Source organism: Bacillus sp. XT-4, from assembly GCF_050864245.1.
GTDB lineage: Bacteria > Bacillota > Bacilli > Bacillales > Bacillaceae > Bacillus > Bacillus altitudinis.
The window spans coordinates 378,379-401,222 of sequence record NZ_JBPAFI010000002.1 but is presented as its reverse complement, the minus strand read 5'-3'; the positions used below and the strand labels follow the sequence as shown (position 1 = coordinate 401,222).

The 22,844-nt window shown below is 40.3% G+C and carries 25 protein-coding genes; 20 read left to right on the top strand and 5 right to left on the bottom strand.

What is annotated here, in order from left to right:
- Positions 1 to 23: 23 nt before the first annotated feature.
- Together ACRRMM_RS07250 and ACRRMM_RS07245 are read left to right on the top strand one after the other, a co-directional pair.
- Positions 24 to 1,202, top strand: coding sequence for an N-acetyldiaminopimelate deacetylase (locus ACRRMM_RS07250; RefSeq protein WP_046527697.1), 1,179 nt, complete (start codon positions 24 to 26; stop codon positions 1,200 to 1,202).
- A 50-nt stretch (positions 1,203 to 1,252) separates the two neighbouring features.
- Positions 1,253 to 1,495, top strand: coding sequence for a YkuS family protein (locus tag ACRRMM_RS07245; protein ID WP_003211408.1), 243 nt, complete (start codon positions 1,253 to 1,255; stop codon positions 1,493 to 1,495).
- Positions 1,496 to 1,519: 24 nt separating this feature from the next.
- Here ACRRMM_RS07245 and ACRRMM_RS07240 read toward each other — a convergent pair whose 3' ends face one another.
- Positions 1,520 to 2,329 (bottom strand): mechanosensitive ion channel family protein, encoded by an 810-nt coding sequence (locus ACRRMM_RS07240; protein ID WP_428828918.1) that lies wholly within the window; start codon positions 2,327 to 2,329, stop codon positions 1,520 to 1,522.
- A 271-nt stretch (positions 2,330 to 2,600) separates the two neighbouring features.
- Between ACRRMM_RS07240 and ahpA the strand changes: the two genes are divergently transcribed.
- From ahpA to ACRRMM_RS07225, 3 genes are all read left to right on the top strand, one after another.
- The gene (ahpA, locus tag ACRRMM_RS07235) at positions 2,601 to 3,143 is read left to right on the top strand and encodes a biofilm-specific peroxidase AhpA (protein WP_007498654.1); all 543 of its coding nucleotides are present in this window, start codon (positions 2,601 to 2,603) and stop codon (positions 3,141 to 3,143) included.
- Positions 3,144 to 3,419: 276 nt separating this feature from the next.
- The gene (locus ACRRMM_RS07230; RefSeq protein ID WP_008345174.1) at positions 3,420 to 3,878 is read left to right on the top strand and encodes a TlpA disulfide reductase family protein; all 459 of its coding nucleotides are present in this window, start codon (positions 3,420 to 3,422) and stop codon (positions 3,876 to 3,878) included.
- A gap of 481 nt (positions 3,879 to 4,359) precedes the next feature.
- Positions 4,360 to 4,941 carry a hypothetical protein gene (locus ACRRMM_RS07225; protein WP_007498648.1) on the top strand — a complete coding sequence of 194 codons (582 nt, stop codon included), beginning with the start codon at positions 4,360 to 4,362 and terminating at the stop codon, positions 4,939 to 4,941.
- A gap of 62 nt (positions 4,942 to 5,003) precedes the next feature.
- On the opposite strand, the gene ACRRMM_RS07220 is transcribed toward ACRRMM_RS07225, so the two are convergent.
- A complete protein-coding gene (locus ACRRMM_RS07220; protein ID WP_428828919.1) occupies positions 5,004 to 5,921 on the bottom strand; it encodes a sigmaE regulated sporulation protein in 918 nt (305 codons plus the stop codon).
- An 83-nt stretch (positions 5,922 to 6,004) separates the two neighbouring features.
- Here ACRRMM_RS07220 and ACRRMM_RS07215 point away from each other — a divergent pair, with 83 nt between their 5' ends.
- The 6 genes from ACRRMM_RS07215 to moaD are packed head-to-tail and all read left to right on the top strand — an operon-like array spanning position 6,005 to position 10,135.
- Positions 6,005 to 6,586, top strand: a complete 582-nt coding sequence (locus ACRRMM_RS07215) for a molybdenum cofactor guanylyltransferase (protein WP_428828920.1) — start codon at positions 6,005 to 6,007, stop codon at positions 6,584 to 6,586.
- A 29-nt stretch (positions 6,587 to 6,615) separates the two neighbouring features.
- Entirely contained in the window at positions 6,616 to 7,632 is a 1,017-nt protein-coding gene (locus tag ACRRMM_RS07210) for a MoeB/ThiF family adenylyltransferase (protein WP_428828921.1), read from the top strand.
- A 9-nt stretch (positions 7,633 to 7,641) separates the two neighbouring features.
- Positions 7,642 to 8,916 carry a molybdopterin molybdotransferase MoeA gene (locus ACRRMM_RS07205; RefSeq protein WP_048003191.1) on the top strand — a complete coding sequence of 425 codons (1,275 nt, stop codon included), beginning with the start codon at positions 7,642 to 7,644 and terminating at the stop codon, positions 8,914 to 8,916.
- Entirely contained in the window at positions 8,898 to 9,425 is a 528-nt protein-coding gene (gene mobB / locus ACRRMM_RS07200) for a molybdopterin-guanine dinucleotide biosynthesis protein B (protein WP_046527034.1), read from the top strand. The genes ACRRMM_RS07205 and mobB overlap by 19 nt, the downstream gene beginning before the upstream one ends.
- Positions 9,418 to 9,909, top strand: a complete 492-nt coding sequence (locus ACRRMM_RS07195) for a molybdenum cofactor biosynthesis protein MoaE (RefSeq protein ID WP_008345161.1) — start codon at positions 9,418 to 9,420, stop codon at positions 9,907 to 9,909. The genes mobB and ACRRMM_RS07195 overlap by 8 nt, the downstream gene beginning before the upstream one ends.
- Positions 9,902 to 10,135 (top strand): molybdopterin converting factor subunit 1, encoded by a 234-nt coding sequence (gene moaD, locus ACRRMM_RS07190; RefSeq protein ID WP_008345159.1) that lies wholly within the window; start codon positions 9,902 to 9,904, stop codon positions 10,133 to 10,135. Before ACRRMM_RS07195 ends, moaD begins: the two co-directional genes overlap by 8 nt.
- Positions 10,136 to 10,182: 47 nt before the next feature.
- On the opposite strand, the gene ACRRMM_RS07185 is transcribed toward moaD, so the two are convergent.
- Entirely contained in the window at positions 10,183 to 10,560 is a 378-nt protein-coding gene (locus ACRRMM_RS07185; protein WP_017359410.1) for a hypothetical protein, read from the bottom strand.
- A 518-nt stretch (positions 10,561 to 11,078) separates the two neighbouring features.
- On the opposite strand from ACRRMM_RS07185, the gene ACRRMM_RS07180 reads away from it, so the two are divergent.
- The 8 genes from ACRRMM_RS07180 to lepB all read left to right on the top strand — a co-directional run bounded on the left by ACRRMM_RS07180 (position 11,079) and on the right by lepB (position 19,393).
- Complete coding sequence (locus tag ACRRMM_RS07180) at positions 11,079 to 11,711, top strand: YIP1 family protein (RefSeq protein ID WP_428828922.1); 633 nt, start codon at positions 11,079 to 11,081, stop codon at positions 11,709 to 11,711.
- Between the two features lie 9 nt (positions 11,712 to 11,720).
- Entirely contained in the window at positions 11,721 to 12,827 is a 1,107-nt protein-coding gene (locus tag ACRRMM_RS07175; protein WP_050827224.1) for an efflux RND transporter periplasmic adaptor subunit, read from the top strand.
- Positions 12,824 to 13,525 (top strand): ABC transporter ATP-binding protein, encoded by a 702-nt coding sequence (locus tag ACRRMM_RS07170; protein ID WP_017367165.1) that lies wholly within the window; start codon positions 12,824 to 12,826, stop codon positions 13,523 to 13,525. Before ACRRMM_RS07175 ends, ACRRMM_RS07170 begins: the two co-directional genes overlap by 4 nt.
- Positions 13,512 to 14,705: an ABC transporter permease gene (locus ACRRMM_RS07165; RefSeq protein ID WP_041092427.1), complete on the top strand. Its 1,194-nt coding sequence runs from the start codon at positions 13,512 to 13,514 to the stop codon at positions 14,703 to 14,705. Before ACRRMM_RS07170 ends, ACRRMM_RS07165 begins: the two co-directional genes overlap by 14 nt.
- 335 nt (positions 14,706 to 15,040) lie before the next feature.
- Complete coding sequence (locus tag ACRRMM_RS07160) at positions 15,041 to 15,796, top strand: DeoR/GlpR family DNA-binding transcription regulator (protein ID WP_048003194.1); 756 nt, start codon at positions 15,041 to 15,043, stop codon at positions 15,794 to 15,796.
- Positions 15,793 to 16,704, top strand: a complete 912-nt coding sequence (pfkB, locus tag ACRRMM_RS07155; RefSeq protein ID WP_048003195.1) for a 1-phosphofructokinase — start codon at positions 15,793 to 15,795, stop codon at positions 16,702 to 16,704. Before ACRRMM_RS07160 ends, pfkB begins: the two co-directional genes overlap by 4 nt.
- A gap of 13 nt (positions 16,705 to 16,717) precedes the next feature.
- Positions 16,718 to 18,610: a PTS fructose transporter subunit IIABC gene (locus ACRRMM_RS07150; protein ID WP_008345139.1), complete on the top strand. Its 1,893-nt coding sequence runs from the start codon at positions 16,718 to 16,720 to the stop codon at positions 18,608 to 18,610.
- A gap of 210 nt (positions 18,611 to 18,820) precedes the next feature.
- The gene (lepB, locus tag ACRRMM_RS07145; protein ID WP_034647709.1) at positions 18,821 to 19,393 is read left to right on the top strand and encodes a signal peptidase I; all 573 of its coding nucleotides are present in this window, start codon (positions 18,821 to 18,823) and stop codon (positions 19,391 to 19,393) included.
- A gap of 63 nt (positions 19,394 to 19,456) precedes the next feature.
- On the opposite strand, the gene ACRRMM_RS07140 is transcribed toward lepB, so the two are convergent.
- The gene (locus ACRRMM_RS07140; protein WP_008345136.1) at positions 19,457 to 19,732 is read right to left on the bottom strand and encodes a hypothetical protein; all 276 of its coding nucleotides are present in this window, start codon (positions 19,730 to 19,732) and stop codon (positions 19,457 to 19,459) included.
- A gap of 144 nt (positions 19,733 to 19,876) precedes the next feature.
- Here ACRRMM_RS07140 and ACRRMM_RS07135 point away from each other — a divergent pair, with 144 nt between their 5' ends.
- Complete coding sequence (locus tag ACRRMM_RS07135) at positions 19,877 to 21,496, top strand: ABC-F family ATP-binding cassette domain-containing protein (RefSeq protein ID WP_007498620.1); 1,620 nt, start codon at positions 19,877 to 19,879, stop codon at positions 21,494 to 21,496.
- A gap of 42 nt (positions 21,497 to 21,538) precedes the next feature.
- On the opposite strand, the gene ACRRMM_RS07130 is transcribed toward ACRRMM_RS07135, so the two are convergent.
- Positions 21,539 to 22,771 carry an aminopeptidase gene (locus ACRRMM_RS07130; RefSeq protein ID WP_326114381.1) on the bottom strand — a complete coding sequence of 411 codons (1,233 nt, stop codon included), beginning with the start codon at positions 22,769 to 22,771 and terminating at the stop codon, positions 21,539 to 21,541.
- Positions 22,772 to 22,844 lie beyond the last annotated feature (73 nt).

Sequence of the window (22,844 nt, the reverse complement as noted above, 5' to 3'; positions counted from 1 at the left end):
CGCAGCTGAAGACATAGACGTGGATGATATATCCACGTCTTATTCGTATAGAGGAAAGGAAGCGAGTTCACTTGTTAAATCGTGAGCAATTAATATCCATTCGAAGAGATTTGCACCAAATTCCTGAGCTTGGTTTTAAGGAATTTAAAACACAAGCTTACCTCATCAAGCATCTCGAATCGTACCCAACAGATCGAATCGAGATGGAAACATGGCGGACTGGACTTTTTGTGAAAGTAAAAGGGACAAATCCTACGCGCGTCTTTGCGTATCGTGCAGATATGGACGGATTATCTATCCCTGAAGAAACGGGCTATCCATTTCAATCGGTACATGAAGGCCACATGCATGCATGTGGACATGATCTTCATATGACCATTGCTCTTGGTATCATTGATCATTTCGTGCATCAGCCAATCAAAGAAGATCTGCTATTTATTTTCCAACCGGCAGAAGAAGGGCCAGGCGGAGCTGAACCAATGCTTACAAGTGATGTTCTAAAAAAGTGGACGCCAGACTTTATTACAGCGCTGCATATTGCACCTGAATATCCAGTCGGCACGATTGCAACAAAGCCGGGCCTATTATTTGCTAATACGAGTGAGCTTGTGATCGATCTTGAAGGAAAAGGCGGGCATGCCGCATACCCTCATTTAGCAAATGATATGGTGGTGGCTGCAAGTGCACTAGTAGGGCAGCTGCAATCGGTGATTTCACGTAATGTGGACCCGCTTGATAGTGCCGTCATTACAGTTGGCACGATTACAGGTGGCACTGCTCAAAATATCATTGCGCAGCACGCAAAGCTTGATGGAACCATTCGCACGCTCTCGCCAGAGTCTATGGAAAAGGTGAGAAAACGAATTGAAGCACTTGCAAAGGGAATTGAAATTGGCTATGAATGCAAGGCGACAGTTCGATACCCTTCATCTTATTACGAAGTGGACAATTCAAAGGATTTGACAGAAGAATTTATGTCATATGTAGCCGAAGAAGGTCTTGCGAACGTCATTGAATGCAGAGAAGCGATGACAGGAGAAGATTTCGGCTACATGCTGAAAAAATACCCTGGGTTCATGTTTTGGCTAGGGGTAGATTCAGAATATGGTCTGCACCATGCAAAACTCACGCCTGACGAAAATGCGATTGAAACAGCTGTGAACGTCATGACGGCTTATTTTAAAAAGCAAGCAGGTGAATGAATAATCAAATGGTCTCCTGTACACCTTATGAACAGGAGGTGTTCTTGATTATGACAAGAATTGGTGTAGAACCATCTTTATCCGATGTAGAAGAACTTTTGAAGCAAAAAGGGTATGATGTCGTACGTATTCAAAATGAACAGCAAATGGATCAGTGTGACTGTTATGTGGTCACAGGGTTAGATTCAAATGTTCTTGGCATTTCAGACACAACGACAAAGGCATCTGTCATTACAGCGTCAGGTATGACGGCTGATGAAATTTGTCAAGAAGTAGAACAGCGTGTTCAATAAAACTAACAAAAAAGAACCAGGATATTATGATCCTGGTTCTTTTTGCTCTTTGGCTAGATCGAGTGCTTCTTTCATTTTTTTGCGTAGAATTCGTTCGACACGCCACTGCTCCATCGTTTCAGTTTTTGCAATGATACGAATGACGAGGGATGAGGAGCCAAATGATTCCACTCCAACGACTTGAGGACCTTCGATGATTTGCGGCATGCTCTCACGAACTTCATCACAGGCTGCTTGCAAAGTGGTGATCATCTGATCCACATTTTCATCTGGGGATAATTCGATATCAACGAGTGCCTGCATCGTCCCTCGTGAATGATTGCTTACATTCAGTATACTTCGATTCGGAATGAAATGAAGAGTGCCATCAAAGCTTCTAAGCTGTGTTGTTCTCAGTCCAATTTGTTCAACGATCCCATCGAAACCAGCAACCGTTATATACTCGCCGACATCAAATTGTTTTTCGAGCAGTATGAAGAAGCCTGTCACAATATCACTCACTAATCCCTGAGCGCCAAATCCAATGGCAAGTCCTACAACACCTGCGCCAGCCAATAAGGCGGTTGGGTTATAGTGAAATAAGTCGAGGATCATCACAACTAGAATAAAAATCAGCAAGTAGGCGAAAATATTTAAGGTAAGACTTTGCAGCGTTTGAGCTCGTGATAAAGAGACACCGTGCTTCTCAGAGAATGCTGAATAGGCACGCTTAATCATCTTATTTCCAATCGCTCTGATGATAAAATAAATCACAAAAATAGCAATGAGTTTTAGAAAAATCATACTGATATTCATGATGATGGAAACCCAATCTACTTGTTCAAGTGCTTTCATGATCTTCAAAACCTTTCTATGTATGTGCGAAATGAGAAGCTAATCATTTGTTCCCTTATGCAAGTCATGTTAAACTTTTAATAGTTGGAGCGAGAGATTGTGACAAATCGTTAATTAAATTTATTATTAATTAATATTGACTAAAAATCGCTTAAGTATTATAATTATATTTGTGAAGTTATTAACTAAATGAGAATTCAACCTATTGATTCTCATTTTATATACAGCTAAGAAGTCTGTATAAAGATATTATTTTTGGAGGGATTTACATATGGCAGAGCGTTTTGTAGGAAAACAAGCTCCACGTTTTGAAATGGAAGCAGTACTTGCTAATAAGGAATTTGGTAAAGTGAGTTTAGAGGAAAACATCAAGAATGACAAATGGACAGTTCTTTTCTTCTATCCAATGGATTTCACTTTTGTTTGTCCAACTGAAATTACAGCAATGAGCGATCGTTATGATGAGTTTGAAGATTTAGATGCAGAAATCATCGGTGTATCTACTGATACAATCCATACGCATCTTGCTTGGATCAACACAGATCGTAAAGACAATGGTCTTGGAGAATTAAAATACCCACTAGCTGCTGACACAAACCACACAGTATCTAGAGAATACGGTGTTTTAATTGAAGAAGAAGGAATTGCACTACGTGGTCTATTCATCATTAACCCAGAAGGCGAACTTCAATATCAAACAGTATTCCACAACAATATCGGTCGTGATGTAGATGAGACACTACGTGTTCTTCAAGCATTACAAACTGGTGGACTTTGCCCAGCGAACTGGAAACCTGGTCAAAAAACACTTTAATTGATAGTTGAAGAAACAGTCTAACTGGTGTTAGACCTTCAGATTGTTGACAAAGGGCTAAAATGTTGTTTATTTTAGCCCTTTGTCTTCTTTTCAGCGTGATAGAAAACCTTTGCAGCCCTAGGAAGGACGAGTACTGGCGCGAAGCGAATGTGACATTCGTGAGTACCAGCACGCAGGACCGAAAAAGAATGCGAGGGTTTGTCTACATGCTGGGGTCTAACTGATGTTAGACTTTTTTGTTTCGAGACATACAATGGATGGAGGCGCTTCAAAATGAAATTACGTCAACCAATGCCGGAACTAACTGGTGCAAAAGAATGGTTAAATGGAGAAGTAACAAGAGAAGAATTAATTGGTGATAAACCAACATTGATCCACTTCTGGTCAGTTAGCTGTCACCTTTGTAAAGAGGCGATGCCGCAAGTGAACCAATTCCGTGATGAATACAAAGATCAACTAAACGTGATCGCAGTTCACATGCCACGTTCAGAGGATGACCTTGATCTAGAAAAAATCAAAGAGGTTGCAAATGAGCATGAAATCACACAGCCAATCTTTGTAGACAGCGACCATAAATTAACAGAAGCATTTGAGAACGAATATGTACCAGCTTACTATGTATTCGATAAAACAGGTGCTTTACGCCACTTCCAAGCTGGCGGAAGCGGTATGAAAATGCTTGAAAAACGTGTCAATCGAGTTCTTTCTGAGTCTGAAAAGGCTGCAGAATAGGCTTTCCCCCCATGAATGGGGGTTTTTTCATGGGGAAAAATAGGAGACATATTGCACTGGATGAATATGATTGTAGGTGGAATGCCTAAGAAAAGAGAAAATGAGGGATTTCATTAAAAAAATTTCCTAAAATAAAAAGGTATTATGACCTATTTACATTTTTATTTTGAAATGAAAATGTAAAGATTTTAACTTTTTACTATTCAGAACGTTTTTGCACAAAAGAAATTTCAGTTTGGTAAATAACTATATAAATCAAGTAGTATAAGCATTTATTCAAAATTTTTACAATATTTTAAAGGTGGTCAAAAGCCTATAGTGGCAATGAAATGGGTGCCGATTTTTCTTCTTTGGCAAAATTTTAGTTGGAAATACCTATCTGATAGCAAACTGTAAAATGATAAAAAAATAGTTGATAAAATTAGTTTTCTAATCTAATATTTACTATAGAATATTTTTTATATGATGAGGGGGAAATCCATTGTTTAATGAGAGGGAAGCGTTACGTTTACGATTGGAACAATTAAATGAAGCAGAAGTAAAGGTCATCCGTGAATATCAAATTGAACGAGATGCGATTTACGCAAAACTAAGAGAATTAGACCGTCAAGGTACAGGTCTCGTCACAGATACAAAAAAAGAAGTACGTACAGAGAGAAAAACAGATTCACTGCCTGTATTAGCTGAGCTGGCTGCACAAGAAATGAGAAGCTACAATCAGCCTGCGCAAACGCAGTCAAACGTTACATCATCTTTAGGAACAGGTCAGCTAAATGGTGCACCTGTAGGTATTCCTGAAGGATCTACAAGACGCAGAAGAGGCACAGCTAGACCTGGATCAAAGGCAGCTAAGCTTCGTGAAGCTGCAATCAAAACATTAAAGCGTCATAATGCGGCGATTAAAAGCTCTGAACTTCAAAAAGAGATTGAAAAAGAGAGCGGTCTTGAAATTCCAAATATGACAACGTTTATGCAAAGCTTAATTAAAATGTACCCAGAAGTGAAGAAACCTTATCGCGGACAGTATATTTTAGAAGGCGACATTCAAACAGAAGACGAATAAATAAAAAAGAAACTGCTGGGCGTAAATGCCAGCAGTTTTTTCTTGCGTACGTGATGAATGAATCACTTTTTTTGATCAACTGTATAGACAATCTTTCGTTCTTTGGGCATGTTGTCGCGCTGTTTTTTAAATCTATCGATCTTCACTGTCATGACCTCTCCACTCCGCTGCACCGCATCAACTTTTGCCTGGAGCGTTTCTACTTGTTCGTTTAGTTTCTTCAAAATCGGTCCTATTTCTTCGGTTGTTTGTAAAATAGGGTCTTGTGAGAACGGCTCGGCATTTGTTTGGGCTGACTGGTCGATATCAGCAAAATGAGAAGCGATCCATTCCTCGCTTTCGGCCAACTGTTTTTGGTAGCTCGTGAGCGTTTCATAAAAAATGGCTTCTTTTGCTTTTTCGATTTGCAGTAATTTTTCTTGTGTTTCATAAAAACGCTCCTGTAGATGCCGCACGCCTTCTTGTAATAAATGAAGCTCTGCGTTTTTATCGCTTAGAGTTTGTTGCAGTTTTTCAATCACAGCGGATAAAGTATTTCCTTTTTTCTCCTCTTTTGCAAGCTGTTTATCTTGGTCTAGTAATCGCTCATGTAGTTGCTGAGACATTTCCTTATATTTTACAACCTTCAAATGCAATCGGTGCTTTTCCTCTGTTTCTTTTCGTCTATGATAGGTTTCCTTTTGCAGCATTTCATGAAGAAGGACGATTTTATGTAATAATTCCGATTTGCTATAAGAGAGATCCTGTATTTTAGATGATGCTTGGTCTTGGTCAATGGTCATTTCATCCAATTGTTGTTTTAATTGAGTGAAATCCTTTTTCATCTCATGATATTCTTGAGATAGCTTCTTGTTTTTAGCATACGTATATGTGGACTGTAAATCTGAAATCATCTGTTGATATTTGGCCGTTTCAGCTTTTAAAAATAGATTTTCTTGAGACAGATCATGGAATAGGGGAGAAGCATGGCGCCGGTTCATAGGTAGACCCTCCTTATTCATGTTATCAATAAAGTATGCGAAATGAGTGCGATTAGAACAACCATATCAAAGGGGATGAGATGATGAGAATAGTGAATGTGATACTAGCCGGAGGTGCTTCTAGGCGTTTTGGAGAGCCAAAGGCAAGTCATGTCTATCAGGGGAAACCACTATATGAACATGTGAAAGAGCAACTTTTGAAAGGGGAAACCATCATCATCAGTCACCCGAAGCTTCTGCCTTTTTTCAAAGCAAGAGGGGAACAAGCTGTTTGGTTAGATGATGAACAGGTGCGTGGGTATGGCCCGCTTGCAGGCATATATACCGCTATGCAAAAGCAAGAAGCAGAGTGGTATTTAGTGACGGCATGTGATATGCCATTCATACGAAAAGAGACAGCCGTCGCTTTATCTTCCTATTGCCATGAGCATGTAGATGCTGTGGTCCCGATGGTGCAGGGAAGATTACAGCCGTTATTTGCGCTTTATCACCGCCGCAGTCTTCCGTTTATTTCTGCGTGCTTAAAAGAGAATCAATTAGCTATCAAAGACTTATTACAAAAACTTCACGTCCAGGTTGTTCCAGCCGACGAACTGAACGTGGCACCAAATGAATTTCACAATATCAATAAAAGAAGCGATTTACCTGAAAACGGTATGATATGATACATAAAAACGAGGAGGAGAGAACAATATTGAACGAGCGATATTCAAGGCAAATCTTGTTCCCTCCGGTAGGGGAAAAAGGGCAGTCTGCGCTTGCCGAAAGTCATGTCCTTATTGTTGGAGCTGGTGCACTTGGAACAGCGTCTGCTGAAGGGCTTGTCCGTTCAGGAATTGGTACTTTGACGATTGTAGATCGTGATTATGTCGAATTCTCAAATTTACAGCGGCAGCAGCTGTACACTGAACACGATGCAAAGATGCATGTGCCAAAAGCGGCAGCGGCGAAAAAACGTCTCCAAGAGATCAACCATGAAGTGACCATTCACGCTCTTATTGAAAATGCAGGAGTAGAGCTGTTAAGACCTTTATTCCGAAAGGCAGATATCGTCATTGATGCGACTGATAATTTTGAGACAAGAATGGTGATGAATGACTTATCCTTAGAAACAAATACGCCTTGGATTTACGGTGCCTGTGTGAGCAGTCAGGGAATGTATATGACCATTTTGCCGGGCAAAACACCTTGCTTATCATGTGTGTTTACCTCAGTGCCTGTTGGGGGTTTGACATGTGATACAGCTGGTATTATTTCTCCTGCTGTCCAAATGGTGTCGGCTTATCAGCAAACAGAGGCATTAAAATATTTAACAGGGCATGAAGAGCAAATGGAGCGAAAGTTTGTCACGTTTGATTTGTGGCAGTCGTCTTCGTTTAAAATGGATGTATCTCGTACGAAGCAGGAGAGCTGTCCATCTTGCGGCATAAATAGAACGTATCCATATTTAGATGAACAGCGAAAAAAAACAGCGATTCTTTGCGGGCGTGACACCATTCAGATCATATCGAAGGATTTAGAAAACCTTTCATTTCAGCATGTAAAAGAGCGTCTGTCCTCTATTTGTGAGGTGGAAGTGAACGATTTTTTAATTCATATACGCTATGAAAGACACCGTATCGTTTGTTTTAAAGGAGGACGTGTATTAATCCATGGGACAAATGATGAAAGAGTAGCCAATTCATTACTAGCAAGACTGCTAGGCATATAGGAGTGAGAAGTGATGGAAAGACGACAGCCAATTCCAGTAGAAGAGGCAGTAAAGAAAGTCCACCAATTTCAAAAACATGGACAAGTCGAATGGGTTCCTTTAAAGAACAGCCTTGGAAGATGGATTGCAGAGGATATTTTAGCAGATCACGATGTTCCTGCCTTTGATCGTTCTCCGTATGATGGTTTTGCACTTCGAGCAGAAGATACAAAGGAAGCATCGAGCGAGCATCCGATTGAATTTGAGGTCATTGATCATATAGGGGCAGGTATTGTTTCTGCAAAAACGATCGGTCCTTTTCAAGCGATTCGCATCATGACAGGAGCGAAGATTCCAAAAGGAGCAAATGTTGTGATCATGCTCGAATTGACGAAAACGTTTGAAAAAGACGGTAAATCAATGATGTCACTTAAAAGACGGCTGAAAAAGGGGGGCAATATTTCTCGGCAAGGAGAAGAGACCCTCAAAGGGAACGTCATGATCAAAAAAGGCTCAAAAGTTACCCCAGGCGTGACGGCGATATTGGCAACGTTCGGGTATGCGGTTGTGCCAGTCGTCAAAAAACCGGTGATCGGTATCATCTCAACAGGTACCGAGCTCCTACAAGTAAGTGATGCCATGGTGGACGGTAAAATTAGAAATAGTAACCTAAGCATGGTATACGCTCAGGTTCTTGAAGCTGGAGGAGAACCGCTTGATTTAGGCGGTGTATCCGATGATTTTGATCAAAGCTATGAAGCCGTAAAAGCAGCCTTAAGCAAAGTTGATATGCTCATCACAACAGGTGGTGTATCGGTAGGTGATTTTGACTTTTTACCTGCTATTTATGAAAAACTAGGTGCAGAGGTGTTGTTTAATAAAGTCGCCATGAGACCTGGAAGTGTGACGACCGTTGCTGCGTTGTCAAATGGTCAATTGCTTTATGGGCTGTCAGGAAATCCGGCTGCCTGTTTTGTTGGCTTTGAACTATTTGTCAAACCGATCATTTATAAATGGTGTTTGAAAGAAAATCCATTTCCCGTTTTTGCTGAGGCGAAGCTGACACATGATTTTCCAAAAGCCAATCCATTCACACGATTTGTTAGAGCATCACTTGATTTCGCTGGCAGCCAGCTGAGTGTGACGCCAACCGGTCTTGATAAATCTAGTGCGGTGACATCTATTGCTCATGCTGATTGTTTCATTGTTTTGCCTGGAGGAACAAGAGGGTTTAGTGCAGGTGACCAGGTCAGCGTTCTGCTATTTCACCACGAAGGCGGTGCTCCATGTTGGATGACAAATTAAACATTCTACAAGTCGTGGGCTATCAAAATAGTGGTAAAACGACGCTGATCGAAAAATTATGTCAGCTGGCGGATGAAGAAGAAATGCAGCTAGGCTGCTTCAAACATCACGGACATGGCGGAAAGCCAGACCGTCTGTTCAAACAAAAAGATACGGATCGATATGTTCAAGCGGGTGCATTTGCCGCAGGTGTGGAGGGAGAAGGTGAATGTCACTTTTTCATACGGCACATGACATTCACACAACTAATCAACATGTGTCAGCATCTTCCTTTAGATGCCGTCTTGATCGAAGGATACAAACAGGCGCCTTATCGCAAAATCCTGTGTGTCAAAGACGAACAGGAACTCATTGATCTTTCAACACTTTCTCATATACAAGCAGCCATTTATTTCAATAAAGAAATACAATTCACTGAGAAATACCCGTTTCCTGTGTTTTCAGCATTTGACAAGCGCGGGATCACATTTGCTTTTAATTTATTGAAGGGGGAAGCCTCGTATGAATGAACTTTTTAAGATCACAAAAGAGCCGATTGATGTGAATGAATTGATTCAGCATGTCACAAGACGCAAAGCGGGAGCCATTACGACATTCATAGGCACGGTAAGAGAATGGACAAATGGCAAAAAAACGTTGCGTTTAACATATGAAGCATACATACCAATGGCGGAAAATATGTTGAGTCAAATTGGACAAGAAATTAAAAAACGCTGGCCCGATACAGAAGCTGCTATTGTGCATCGTATTGGCACTCTTGAGATATGTGACATTGCAGTGGCAATAGCTGTTTCATCACCTCATCGGAAAGCTGCATACGAAGCCAATGAATATGCGATTGAACGAATAAAGGAAATAGTTCCTATATGGAAAAAGGAATACTGGGAAGATGGAGAGGCTTGGATAGGTGATCAGCTTGAAACCGTTTCATACCCGGAAGGAAAACCTAGTACTCTCCAACTTAACGAGAAAGAAGGGAAGCGGCATGATTAGCGTATTATTGTTCGCCGGCCTTGCTGAGAAGGCCGGTAAACAACAAATCATCATTCAAAAAGATCAAACAACGGTTGATGAGATTAAAATAGAATTACAGGAGGTATATGGTGTTGATACTGCACAAAACGTGATGGTTGCAGTCAACGAAATATATACGAGGGGAAATGCTGAAGTGCGTAGCGGGGACACTGTTGCACTCATTCCTCCTGTAAGTGGTGGATAATAGATATTAGAGGATTTGGTTATGGCCAGCGGCTGTAACCAATTTTTTTATGTGTGAAAAGTTTGGAGAGGTACTTGGGTATGATCTTCGTAAATAAAACATCCCCGGCGTGCTTTAGAAATGTGAGGATCGAGCTGTTGAATGAGATCATACAATTCGCTGATTCGTCTCACATTGAAATCTGTTTGAGCTTGAAGCTGTTCTTTTAGTTCTTTTGTGCTCACGATGCTTCCCTTTTTTTCTTTAATAATATCTACACACCTTGCTGCGTAGTATATTTTGTCATTAGAAGGTCTGCTCTCTTTCATATCAAGTAATTTGAGCTCATGATAAATCAGTTCTCTTTCCTTTCTAAAGTATTGCCATGCTTCTTGTTCCTTTTCATAAAGTAAAATCAATTGCATTTTCAATTTTTCTCTTAACATTCACTTGACTCCATTTCCACTATCATTTAACCTACCTCTATTTTACATTATATGAAAAAATAACATTTGATCAAGTAAAATCCTTTTATTTTTATTTTTTTAATATGAAAGTATTGATACTAAAGGCTCATCTGTTCTATAAAAGGCGCTAAACATAGTCCTATAAAGCCGGGATTCATTGAAATTACTAGGAATATTTTAACAAAAAATTGTTGTGTCTAACTGAGACCATCTGAATCCAAAGGAAAAGGATATTTATTCCGAAAGACATGTTGTTTACTTCATAAAATGTTTTTCAGTCAGTAAAATCATGATTTTTTCATATGAATATGGTCGGATCAAGGTATCATTTGAAGGATGTCGTTCATGAAAATAGAATAATAGATTCAATCCTATCACTATGAAAATAAGAAAATCAAATGATCTATCACTTATTGGCAATCTTTTGATAAAATAGGAACAACAAGAGTATGAAAAAACGTTTCCATACTTACAGCACATGGAGAGGATGACATTTGATGAAAGAAACAACGCCAAAACCCACAATGATTGGAGTAAGCACAAGACCATCAGAGCATTTAAAAAGAGTGTGGGAGCAGCCATTCGTTTGGTGGCCTTTATCATGTGTGCTTGTATTAACAGTTGTTGTCACTTATTTGTCTCAGCTAGTGAATGAAGGATTGTGGGCAGATTTAATTTTACCAATCCCTTTCGTTTATGTGATCACGCTTATTGGTCTGGTCATTGGGATTGTCATTAATACTGCCGTATACAAGTTCATCGTCTTTTTAGCAAAAGGTGATGCAACGTTTCAGCAGCTATTTTCAGGTGTGCTTTATATCACACCTATTACGATCATTGGTACGATCATTTCTCATTTAGCGATCATTTTTTTTCATGTGCCAAAAGATATCACGGTTACCTCATTAAACGCATTCATTCGAATGTCTGGTCCATGGCATGCCGTGTTAGCCAATATCGATCTTTTTGTGATCTGGAATCTTGTTTTAACAGGCTTTTTATTGATCAAAGTCGGCCGCACTTCGCCAAAAATATCTTGGATCATTGTAGCTGTCTTTTATGTGCTATCTTTAATTTTTCAATATGTAGGAACCACAATCACCATTAACATGTCATTAAGCTGGGGGTAGAATGTTTTTATGAGAAAGAAAATCATCATCGGATCCATTATCATTATTGTGATTGGTCTATTCATTGGATTTAATATTGCAAAAAACCAATCAAAGCCTGCCTCTACGGCATCATTTAAAACAGTCCAACTTGCATCAAAAGAAATAACTTCTACGGTGATGACGCCTGGAACACTTTCATTCTCGGAGGAGCAATTCATTTATACAGAAGAGGAGAAGGGAAGACTGAATCATATCGCTGTGAAAGAAGGAGAAAAGGTGAAAGTTGGAACACCGCTCCTTACATATGAAAATAAGGAACTGGAGCTTGAAGAACAGCAGCAAGCACTTGCGGCTGAATCAAGTACACTAAAGCTTGAACAATTACAAAATAGACTCAATACATTAGATGAAAATCAGGGAAAAAAGGCGGGCTCTGATTCGAAAAACGAGCGAGATCAGCTTGAACTCGAACTCAAAGCCGCTGAATTAGAGCAAAAACAAGCGGAGCTTAACCAAGAAAAAATAAAGGCACAAATAGAAGATTTAACGATACATAGCAAAATTGAAGGAACAGTCATCTCCATCGAGCAAGATGCTGGCGCAGGGAAGCTAGAAGAGAGACAGCCGGTGATCCATATTGGCAATGAGAAAAAAATGATCGTACGAGGCTTAATCACTGAGTATGACGCTATGAAAGTCAAAAAGAAACAAAAAGTAAAGGTAACGTCTGATGTCATTCGCGGAAAGAGTTGGCAAGGAGTGGTGAAAAAAGTGGGCGCTGTGCCTGCCCATTCAACAGCAGAAACAGCTGCTAGTGATCAAACGGTACAATATCCAGTCGAAATTGAAATAAAAGGGAAAAAGCCGGATGCAAAACCAGGCTTTAAAATGATCATGGAAATTGAAACGGACAAGCGTCAAGTGCTCACAATTCCTGAAACAGCCGTGAAAAAAGAGAAAGATGGATCATACGTTTATGTTGTTGAAAAGAATGCACTGAAGAAAGTAAAAGTGACATTAGGTGAAACGTCAGGTCAAGATCTTGAAGTGACGAAAGGTTTAACAAAAGAAGATCAAATCATTGCAGAGCCATCAGATGATATGTATGACGGAATGGAAGTGAATGCTGAATGATTCAGCTTTCAAACGTGACAAAAAGCTACGAAGTCGCTGAGGAGACATTTGATGTATTAAGTGATGTGGACCTTGTCATTGGTAAAGGCGAGTATATGTCCATTATGGGCCCGTCCGGCTCTGGAAAATCAACGTTAATGAATATCATTGGCTGTTTGGACCACCCGACCTCCGGACAGTACCATTTTCAAGGTATGGAGCTGTCGGCAGCAAAGGATCAAGAACTGGCAGTGATTCGAAATCGATCCATTGGTTTTGTTTTTCAACAATTTTATTTACTGCCTAGATTAAATGCGAGGCGAAATGTTGAACTTCCGATGATTTACGCTGGTATCAGTCAAAAGGAAAGAAAAGAACGTGCGGAAATGGCACTTGAAAAGGTTGGTTTGGCAGATCGAATGAAGCATATGCCAAACGAGTTGTCAGGGGGTCAAAAGCAAAGAGTAGCCATCGCACGAGCGATTGTCAATGAGCCGAAGCTCATCTTGGCAGATGAACCAACAGGCGCTCTTGATTCAAAAACGAGCGGCTCGATTATGGAACAGTTTACAAAGCTCAATGAGGAAGGAACAACGGTTGTGCTAGTTACTCATGAAGAAGAAATAGCTGCGTATACAAACCGGATAGTCGTTGTAAGAGATGGACGCCTCGTTCAAGATAGATTGATACAAGGAGACGCAATGAATGAAACTCTTTGAAAATATCAAAATAGCGCTGAATTCTGTCCTAGCTCATAAATTGCGGTCTATTTTAACAATGCTTGGCATTATTATTGGGGTTGGATCAGTGATTGCAGTCGTTGCCATCGGTCAAGGCGGAGAGCAAATGCTGAAAGAATCAATTTCAGGGCCAAACAATACCATTGATATGACCTATACACCCTCTGATGAGGAGTTAAATGCGAATCCTAATGCGTTATTTGAAGCCACATTTACTGAAGAAGACATTCAAAGTGTTCAAGCATTGAATGGGGTTAAACAGGTTGCCTCCTCCACTGCACAAGGCATGCAATTAAGATTCCAAGATACAACAATAGATGCAACGGTCAATGGGATTAATGAAGGCTACACGAATGTACATTCTTTACATATAGCAGAAGGACAGGACTTACGTGAAATCGATTTTAGGAGCGGAAGAAGGGCAGCTGTTATTTCAGAAGGGATACAAAAAGAATTGTTTAATGGAGAGAAGGCAGTAGGCGAGTTGATTTGGATGAATGGACAGCCGGTTGAGGTGATCGGAGTTTTAGCAAAACAGGAAGGGCTGTTTTCATTTGATATGAATGAAATATATGTCCCTTTTGCAATGCTGACAACTGCATTTGGTGTGAAAGAATATGATAAGTTGTCTATTCAAGTCGCACATGCTGATCAAATGAAAGAAGTGGGAAAGAGTGCGGCTGCACGCTTAAATGAAAATCACCATACAGACGATGCTTACGAAATGATCAATCTGGAAGAGATTGCAGCAGGCATTGGTCAAATTACGTCTGTCATGACAACAATCATTGGCTCAATTGCTGGAATCTCATTACTTGTTGGCGGCATTGGTGTCATGAATATTATGCTCGTATCTGTCACAGAAAGAACAAGAGAAATCGGAATTCGAAAGGCACTTGGGGCAACTAGGGCTCAAATACTCGTTCAGTTTTTAATTGAGTCTGTCGTCCTTACACTGATCGGTGGGTTACTTGGAATTGCGCTTGGCTTCGGAGGTGCTTCACTTGTGTCACTGTTTGCAGGGTGGCCTTCTCTTGTATCGTGGCAAATCGTATGTGGAGGCGTCCTATTTAGTATGCTCATTGGTATTATTTTTGGACTGATTCCTGCCAATAAAGCAGCGAGGCTCGATCCGATTGAATCACTTAGATATGAATAATCCTAAAGTTAACTTTCAAAGTGCTGACAAGAAGGTAGAACGAGATATATTGCCTGCTGCTCCACACCTGAAGCTTTTATGCAAAACGCATAAAGGCTTTTTTTCGTTCAATTGAATGAAATGAAAAATGATAGAAATGCTAATATCATGACTTTCTTCTCAATGTCACATATTTTTCAGTTTACAAATGGTACATATAAAGGTAAGATGACCATTGTGAAAGATTTTGATAGTTATTGAATGTATTTGATTGTTTTGTATTGATAATGTTGAAAAAAGCGATTACAATAAAGGTGCGCGCAAAATGAATACGTTTTCAAAAGGGGGTGTTTTCAATGCTCACACCAGAAAGACATCAACTCATTATCGACTATTTAGAAGAAAACGATGTCATCAAAATACAGGACTTAACGATTATGACGGATGCGTCTGAATCTACAATTAGAAGAGATTTATCAGCCCTCGAAGAAAAAGGCTTTCTTAAAAGAGTTCACGGAGGAGCTGCTAAAATATCTAGTATTCGTCTTGAACCAGATGTGTTTGAGAAATCTGCCAAAAACCTTCATGAAAAGTCATTGATTGCAGAGGCAGCTGCATCACTTTTAAAACAAGGCGATTGTATTTACTTAGATGCTGGTACGACAACACAGCAAATGATTGACTTTATCGATCCAGATCAAGATATCGTGGTGGTGACAAATGGTGTCATGCACATTGAAGCACTCATGAGAAAAGGCATTTCTTTTTACCTGATAGGCGGATCAGTGAAACATCGAACAGGAGCCATGGTGGGAGCCGCAGCTTTGACAGCTATGGAAAATTACCGTTTTGACAAGAGCTTTGTTGGGACGAACGGCATTCATCCCGAGGCAGGGTTTACAACACCTGATCCAGAAGAAGCGCTCATTAAAAAAAGAGCTATAAAGCAGGCGAAAAAAACCTACATCTTAACAGATGCCTCAAAGTTTGGCGAAATATCGTTTTCAGCCTTTGCTAGTTTACAGGAAGCCACCATTATCACAAACGACGCAAAAGAGGATTCATTCGATAATTACCATGAAAAAACGGTTATAAAGGTAGTGAAAACATGATTTATACAGTTACTTTAAACCCATCAGTTGATTACATCGTACACGTGGAGGATTTTGCGGTCGGCGGTTTAAATCGTTCAACCTATGACAAAAAATATCCAGGTGGTAAAGGAATCAATGTCTCAAGGCTTTTAAAACGGCACGGTGTTGAATCAAAAGCACTTGGATTCATTGGCGGTTTTACAGGCAAATATATTCAAGACTTTTTACAAAACGAACAATTACAAACAGCCTTTCATGAGGTGTCAGAAGATACACGTATCAATGTGAAACTAAAAACAGGCGAAGAAACAGAAATCAACGGGCTCGGTCCAAGTATTACTGAAGCACAGTTCGATTCGTTTTTATCCCAATTCACTTCATTAACAGAAGGCGATGTCGTTGTATTAGCAGGTAGCATTCCTTCTTCACTGCCTCATAACACATATGAGCGCATTGCTGAGGTATGTGCGAAGCAAGGGGTAAGAGTAGTACTTGATATTTCTGGAGAAGCCTTAAAAAAAGCAGCAGATCTGAAACCATTCTTAATGAAACCAAACCATCATGAGTTAGGTGAAATGTTTGAAACCAGTATTTCATCTGCAGAAGAAGCCATTCCTTATGGGAAAAAGCTGTTGGAACAAGGTGCTGAACATGTCATTGTATCTATGGCTGGAGACGGCGCTCTCTTATTCAGTAAGGAAGGGATCTTTCAATCTAATGTTCCAAAAGGCAAGCTGATCAACTCAGTTGGTGCAGGGGATTCAGTCGTTGCAGGATTCTTAGCTGGCGTTTCTAAAGGCCTTTCCAGAGAAGAATCATTTAAGCTTGGCGTCACATCAGGAAGTGCTACAGCATTTTCTGAGGAACTTGGAACAAAAGAGCTTGTCGATACATTATTGCCACAAGTAAAAGTCACACGCATTTAAAGGAGGAGTCATCATGAAAATTACAGAACTACTCACGAAGCATACGATTAAGCTTCAATTAGACAGCCAGCAAAAAGAAGCCGTTATTGAAGAACTGGTCACTGTATTAGATACAGCTGGTAAATTAAATGATAAAGAAGGCTACAAAGCAGCTGTTGTTAATCGTGAAAAACAAAGCTCTACGGGAATCGGAGAAGGAATTGCGATTCCTCATGCGAAAACAGCAAGTGTGAAAGAACCTGCTATTGCATTTGGCCGTTCAACAGCCGGTGTAGATTATGAATCATTAGACGGACAGCCAAGTCATCTTGTCTTTATGATTGCAGCAACTGAAGGCGCAAACAACACGCATTTAGAAGCACTTTCTCGTTTATCCACACTTCTCATGCGTGAAGAGATCCGAAAGCAGCTTCTTGAAGCGGCTACTGAAGATGAAATCATTGAAATTATCAATACACATGATAAAGACGATGAAGAAGAAGAGGAAGTCAAAGAGGAACCGGCTGCACCGGGAAAACCTGCTAAAATTTTAGCGGTGACAGCTTGTCCAACAGGCATCGCGCATACATTTATGGCCGCAGATGCTTTGAAAGAAAAAGCAAAAGAAATGGGCGTTGACATTAAAGTTGAGACAAACGGCTCTAGTGGAATTAAACATGCCCTGACAGCAAAAGAAATTGAAGAAGCGCCAGCTATTATTGTGGCAGCTGATAAACAAGTTGAAATGGAACGCTTTAAAGGCAAACATGTCATTGAAGTACCTGTGACAGCTGGAATTCGCCGTCCGCAAGAATTGATCGAAAAAGCCATCAATCAAGATGCGCCGATTTATAAAGGTTCAGGCGGCAGTTCTTCAAAAGATGAAAATGAATCGTCAGGCAAGGGAAGAAGTGGATTCTATAAGCACTTAATGAGCGGTGTAAGCAACATGCTTCCGTTTGTTGTTGGGGGCGGTATCCTCGTTGCGATTTCATTCTTCTGGGGAATTAACTCAGCTGACCCTAAAGATCCTTCTTTCAATTCATTTGCAGCTGTATTAAAAGGGATTGGCGGAGATAATGCACTTGCCTTAATCGTTGCTGTATTAGCTGGATTTATCGCAATGAGTATTGCAGACCGTCCAGGTTTCGCACCAGGTATGGTTGGCGGATTCATGGCCTCTGCAGCAGGTGCTGGATTCTTAGGCGGATTGATTGCTGGTTTCCTTGCTGGTTACATTGTGGTGCTGCTCAAAAAAGTATTCACTTTTGTACCACAGTCGCTCGATGGTATTAAACCAGTTCTGCTCTATCCATTGTTCGGTATTTTCTTTACAGGAATTATCATGCATTACATCGTCAACACACCTGTTAAAATGGTAATGGACGGATTAACACACTGGCTTGAATCACTTGGTACTGGAAACCTTGTATTAATGGGGATTATTTTAGCTGGTATGATGGCCATTGATATGGGTGGTCCGATTAACAAAGCTGCCTACACATTTGGTCTTGCGATGATTGCTGCTGGCAACTATGCACCGCATGCTGCGATTATGGCAGGCGGAATGGTGCCGCCGCTAGGAATTGCCCTAGCGACAACGATCTTTAGAAACAAATTCTCTAAACGTGACCGTGAAGCAGGTATTACATGTTACTTCATGGGAGCTGCGTTCATTACGGAAGGGGCTATCCCGTTTGCAGCGGCAGATCCTCTGCGCGTCATTCCTTCAGCTGTGATTGGTGCAGCAGTTGCAGGTGGATTAACAGAATTCTTTAGAGTGACGCTTCCTGCACCGCACGGCGGACTATTCGTTTTCTGGGTAACAAACCATCCAGTTCTTTACATCATCAGCATCTTAATCGGTGCCATCGTTACAGCGCTACTTCTCGGAATTCTAAAAAAACCAGTCCGACAAGAAGCTTAATTTGAAAAGAAGCATCGTGAAGAGCGGTGCTTCTTTTTGTTTAATCATCAGCAAATTAGGAAAAAATATCTAATTGAATGGTTGTCTTGTGAATTTTTAAATGACATGTGATAAAGTAAAGTTATTCAATTCGCGTTTCAAGTCTTTTAGCAGAAAGTCTTAGGAGGAAGCAGTATTTTGAACGAAGAAAACAAACAAAACGAAAATGACATTCAATCTGATGGGAAACAAGCCAAAAAAGAGAAGAAAAGTTCTCTGTTTGAATGGATCAAAGCTATTTTAATTGCACTTGCCCTCGTCCTCATCATCCGTACGTTTATTTTTGAGCCGTATGTGGTGGAAGGAGAGTCAATGGAACCAACCCTTCATGATGGAGAAAAGCTGTTTGTCAACAAAACCATCAACTATCTCGGTGGAGTCAAACGTGGTGACATCGTGATTATTAATGGAAAAGACGGTCAGAAAATTCATTATGTCAAACGATTGATCGGCCTTCCAGGCGACACGATTGAAATGAAGGATGATACGCTTTACATTAATGGTAAAAAAGTAGATGAGCCTTATTTAAAAGAGAACAAGGCGCATGCCAAAGAGTATGAGGTACATTTAACAGGAGATTTTGGTCCAGTGAAAGTACCGAAAAACGATTACTTTGTTATGGGTGACAACAGACTGAATTCTATGGACAGTCGAAATGGACTCGGACTCATTGAAAAGGATCGGATTGTCGGCACATCAGAATTTGTTTTCTTCCCATTTGGCGATATTCGACAAACACAATAAATACACCTTTCTCATTGCGTAAGAAAGGTGCTTGAATGGACGACCCTTCCTGTAGGGTCGTTTTTAATTTGGTGTGAGCATCGTGACAATGATGACAATGGCCAAAACAGAAGCGAAAACGGACCCAGTAATCGCCAAAACAGAACGGAATAATCCAATTTTCACATTGTCTTTTCCGCGCTTTTGTAAAAAGCGTTTTGAAAAGATGTGGACCAGTGTGTAAATGAGGACAAGCCCAATATAAAGGCCAAAGTCTCTTGCATTAAAGCCTGTTGCCGATAAATAAATGCCCATAAAGAAAATTAATAAACAGTATTCCATGAGTGTGAGTAATCTCAAATCGCCCGAACTCCTTCAACAAAAACATTCCCACTTATTATACCATATTGGACAAAAAGCCTTTGTTCTTAGCGAGAGACGTTTCTATCAATCGTTATTCATGTTATACTTCATATTGATGAATGAGTGATGGAGGATTAATAAATGATTGCAGTGAATAATGTTAGTTTGCGATTTGCTGATCGTAAATTATTTGAAGAAGTAAATATTAAGTTCACTCCTGGCAACTGCTACGGACTAATTGGTGCCAATGGAGCTGGTAAATCAACGTTCTTAAAGATTCTTTCTGGAGAAATTGAAGCTCAAACGGGCGATGTTCATATGAGTCCTGGTGAACGTTTAGCGATTTTAAAACAGAACCACTTTGAATACGAAGAGTTTGAAGTGTTAAAAGTCGTCATCATGGGTCACAAACGTCTATATGATGTGATGCAGGAAAAAGATGCGATTTATATGAAACCTGATTTCTCAGATGAAGACGGGATTCGTGCAGCAGAGCTTGAAGGTGAGTTTGCTGAGTTAAACGGATGGGAAGCGGAAAGTGAAGCTGCGATCCTATTAAAAGGTCTTGGCATTCCAGAGAGCCTGCAATCGAAGAAAATGTCTGAGCTTGGCGGATCTGAAAAGGTAAAAGTGCTTTTAGCACAAGCTTTATTCGGTAAACCTGACGTTCTCCTTCTCGATGAGCCAACGAACCACTTGGACTTACAAGCGATCCAGTGGCTAGAAGAGTTCCTCATTAACTTTGAAAATACCGTCATCGTCGTATCGCATGATCGTCATTTCTTAAACAAAGTATGTACGCATATTGCAGACCTTGACTTTGGAAAAATTCAAGTGTATGTCGGTAACTATGATTTCTGGTATGAATCAAGCCAGCTGGCATTAAAACTCAGCCAGGATGCCAACAAGAAAAAAGAAGAACAAATTAAGCAGCTTCAAGAATTCGTTGCTCGGTTCAGTGCGAACGCATCTAAATCGAAGCAAGCGACATCAAGAAAGAAATTGCTTGATAAGATTTCGCTAGATGACATTAAACCATCTTCTCGTAAATATCCTTATGTTCATTTTGCGCCAGAGCGTGAAATCGGAAATGATGTCCTTCAAGTAGAAGGTCTATCAAAAACGATTGACGGTGTAAAAGTACTTGATAACGTCAGCTTTATTATGAATCGTGAGGATAAAATTGCGTTCTTAAGCCGTAATGAACTTGCTGTCTCTACTTTATTTAAAATCCTTGCTGGTGAAATGGAGCCAGACAGCGGGACATTTAAATGGGGCGTGACAACATCTCAAGCATTCTTCCCTAAAGACAACAGTGAATATTTTGAAGGAAGCGATTTAGATCTTGTTGATTGGCTTCGTCAATATTCTCCTAATGATCAAAGTGAAAGCTTCCTGCGTGGTTTCTTAGGCCGTATGCTTTTCTCTGGGGAAGAAGTGAAGAAAAAAGCAAGCGTCTTATCAGGTGGAGAAAAGGTTCGTTGTATGTTATCAAAAATGATGCTGTCTGGAGCGAATATTTTGCTGTTAGACGAGCCGACGAACCATTTAGACCTAGAGTCCATCACAGCGCTAAATAACGGTCTAATGAGCTTTAAAGGGGCTATGCTCTTCTCATCTCATGACCATCAGTTTGTTGAAACAGTTGCAAACCGTATTATCGAAGTGACGCCAAATGGCATCGTTGATAAGCAAACAACTTATGATGAGTTCTTATCAGATCAAGAGATTCAAAAAAGACTACAAGAACTGTATGCATAAACATAAAGAAAAAAGACATCCACATGAGGATGTCTTTTTTCTTTAAAAAGCCCAATTTCCATTTCGGAAAATCGGTTCACGTTTACCATCTTTTGTGATCCCATCAATATTCATTTCCTTTGAACCAATCATGAAATCGACGTGTGTAATACTGCTGTTCACACCCGCTGCGTCTAATTCCTCTCGTTTCATCTCTTTACCGCCTTCGATATTAAATGCATAACCGCTGCCGATGGCAAGGTGGTTGGATGCATTTTCATCGTAAAGTGTATTGTAATAGAGGATATTTGAGTTAGAAATTGGTGAATCATCTGGTACAAGGGCAACCTCACCTAGATAATGTGAGCCTTCATCTGTTTCAACGAGAGAGGTTAAAATGTCTTCGCCCTCTTTTGCTTTCACATCTACAATAAGCCCATTTTCAAAGGTTAACGTAAATTCATCGATAATGTTTCCTGCATAACTAAGTGGTTTTGTGCTTGAGACAGTCCCGTTTACACCATCTTTTTTAGGTACGGTAAAGACCTCTTCTGTCGGCATATTGGCCATGAATGATACGCCGCGTTCACTCACGCTGCCAGCACCTACCCAAATATGCTGTTCTGGAAGTTCAATCGTTAAATCTGTACCTGGTGCTTCATAGTGCAGCTTGTGGTAGTGACGTTCATTTAATACTTTTACTTTTTCATTTAGTGATTCATCATGCTTTTTCCACGCTTCAACAGGATCTGGCTGATCAGCGCGGGCGACTTTAAAGATTTGGTCCCATAATAATGCAACAGCTTCTTCATCTGCATGCTCAGGGAAAATCTTTTTCGCCCAATCTTTTGATGCAGCACCGACGACTGTCCATGCAACTTTGTCAGATTGAACGTATTGACGATATGTATGAAGTGCTGAACCTGCAGCTTTTTGCTGTGAAGCAATTTTTTTCGAGTCAATGCCACTTAGAAGATCAGGGCTTTCTGACAAGATCGTAATAAAAGCACCGCCACGTTTTGCGATGGTTTCCATCATCTGTGCTTCCCATTCTGGAAATTGCTCAAACACATCTTGTGGGGCATGTTCATATTTTAAACGGGTCAGAACACCATCACTCCAGCGGATATGTACGTTTTTCGCTCCGCGCTCATATGCGTGTTTTGCCACAAGGCGGACAAGGTCTACAGATTCAGTGAACGCAGATACGACCACTTCTTGACCACTTTGAACATTTACACCTACTTCAACGATGGTTTTTGCATATTGATCTAGTTGTTTTTCGAATGAACTCATAAAAAACCCTCCTTTAGTCATGTTCATCATATCAGATTTAAGACCGAAAAGGAAAATAGGGAGCCGTCCCGAA

Coding starts and splice junctions, on each gene's coding strand:
- ACRRMM_RS07250 (WP_046527697.1), top strand. CDS start 24: ATGATATATCCACGTCTTATTCGTATAGAGGAAAGGAAGCGAGTTCAC.
- ACRRMM_RS07245 (WP_003211408.1), top strand. CDS start 1,253: ATGACAAGAATTGGTGTAGAACCATCTTTATCCGATGTAGAAGAACTT.
- ACRRMM_RS07240 (WP_428828918.1), bottom strand. CDS start 2,329: ATGAAAGCACTTGAACAAGTAGATTGGGTTTCCATCATCATGAATATC.
- ahpA (WP_007498654.1), top strand. CDS start 2,601: ATGGCAGAGCGTTTTGTAGGAAAACAAGCTCCACGTTTTGAAATGGAA.
- ACRRMM_RS07230 (WP_008345174.1), top strand. CDS start 3,420: ATGAAATTACGTCAACCAATGCCGGAACTAACTGGTGCAAAAGAATGG.
- ACRRMM_RS07220 (WP_428828919.1), bottom strand. CDS start 5,921: ATGAACCGGCGCCATGCTTCTCCCCTATTCCATGATCTGTCTCAAGAA.
- ACRRMM_RS07215 (WP_428828920.1), top strand. CDS start 6,005: ATGAGAATAGTGAATGTGATACTAGCCGGAGGTGCTTCTAGGCGTTTT.
- mobB (WP_046527034.1), top strand. CDS start 8,898: ATGTTGGATGACAAATTAAACATTCTACAAGTCGTGGGCTATCAAAAT.
- ACRRMM_RS07195 (WP_008345161.1), top strand. CDS start 9,418: ATGAATGAACTTTTTAAGATCACAAAAGAGCCGATTGATGTGAATGAA.
- moaD (WP_008345159.1), top strand. CDS start 9,902: ATGATTAGCGTATTATTGTTCGCCGGCCTTGCTGAGAAGGCCGGTAAA.
- ACRRMM_RS07185 (WP_017359410.1), bottom strand. CDS start 10,560: ATGTTAAGAGAAAAATTGAAAATGCAATTGATTTTACTTTATGAAAAG.
- ACRRMM_RS07180 (WP_428828922.1), top strand. CDS start 11,079: ATGAAAGAAACAACGCCAAAACCCACAATGATTGGAGTAAGCACAAGA.
- ACRRMM_RS07175 (WP_050827224.1), top strand. CDS start 11,721: ATGAGAAAGAAAATCATCATCGGATCCATTATCATTATTGTGATTGGT.
- ACRRMM_RS07170 (WP_017367165.1), top strand. CDS start 12,824: ATGATTCAGCTTTCAAACGTGACAAAAAGCTACGAAGTCGCTGAGGAG.
- ACRRMM_RS07165 (WP_041092427.1), top strand. CDS start 13,512: ATGAAACTCTTTGAAAATATCAAAATAGCGCTGAATTCTGTCCTAGCT.
- ACRRMM_RS07160 (WP_048003194.1), top strand. CDS start 15,041: ATGCTCACACCAGAAAGACATCAACTCATTATCGACTATTTAGAAGAA.
- pfkB (WP_048003195.1), top strand. CDS start 15,793: ATGATTTATACAGTTACTTTAAACCCATCAGTTGATTACATCGTACAC.
- ACRRMM_RS07150 (WP_008345139.1), top strand. CDS start 16,718: ATGAAAATTACAGAACTACTCACGAAGCATACGATTAAGCTTCAATTA.
- ACRRMM_RS07135 (WP_007498620.1), top strand. CDS start 19,877: ATGATTGCAGTGAATAATGTTAGTTTGCGATTTGCTGATCGTAAATTA.
- ACRRMM_RS07130 (WP_326114381.1), bottom strand. CDS start 22,771: ATGAGTTCATTCGAAAAACAACTAGATCAATATGCAAAAACCATCGTT.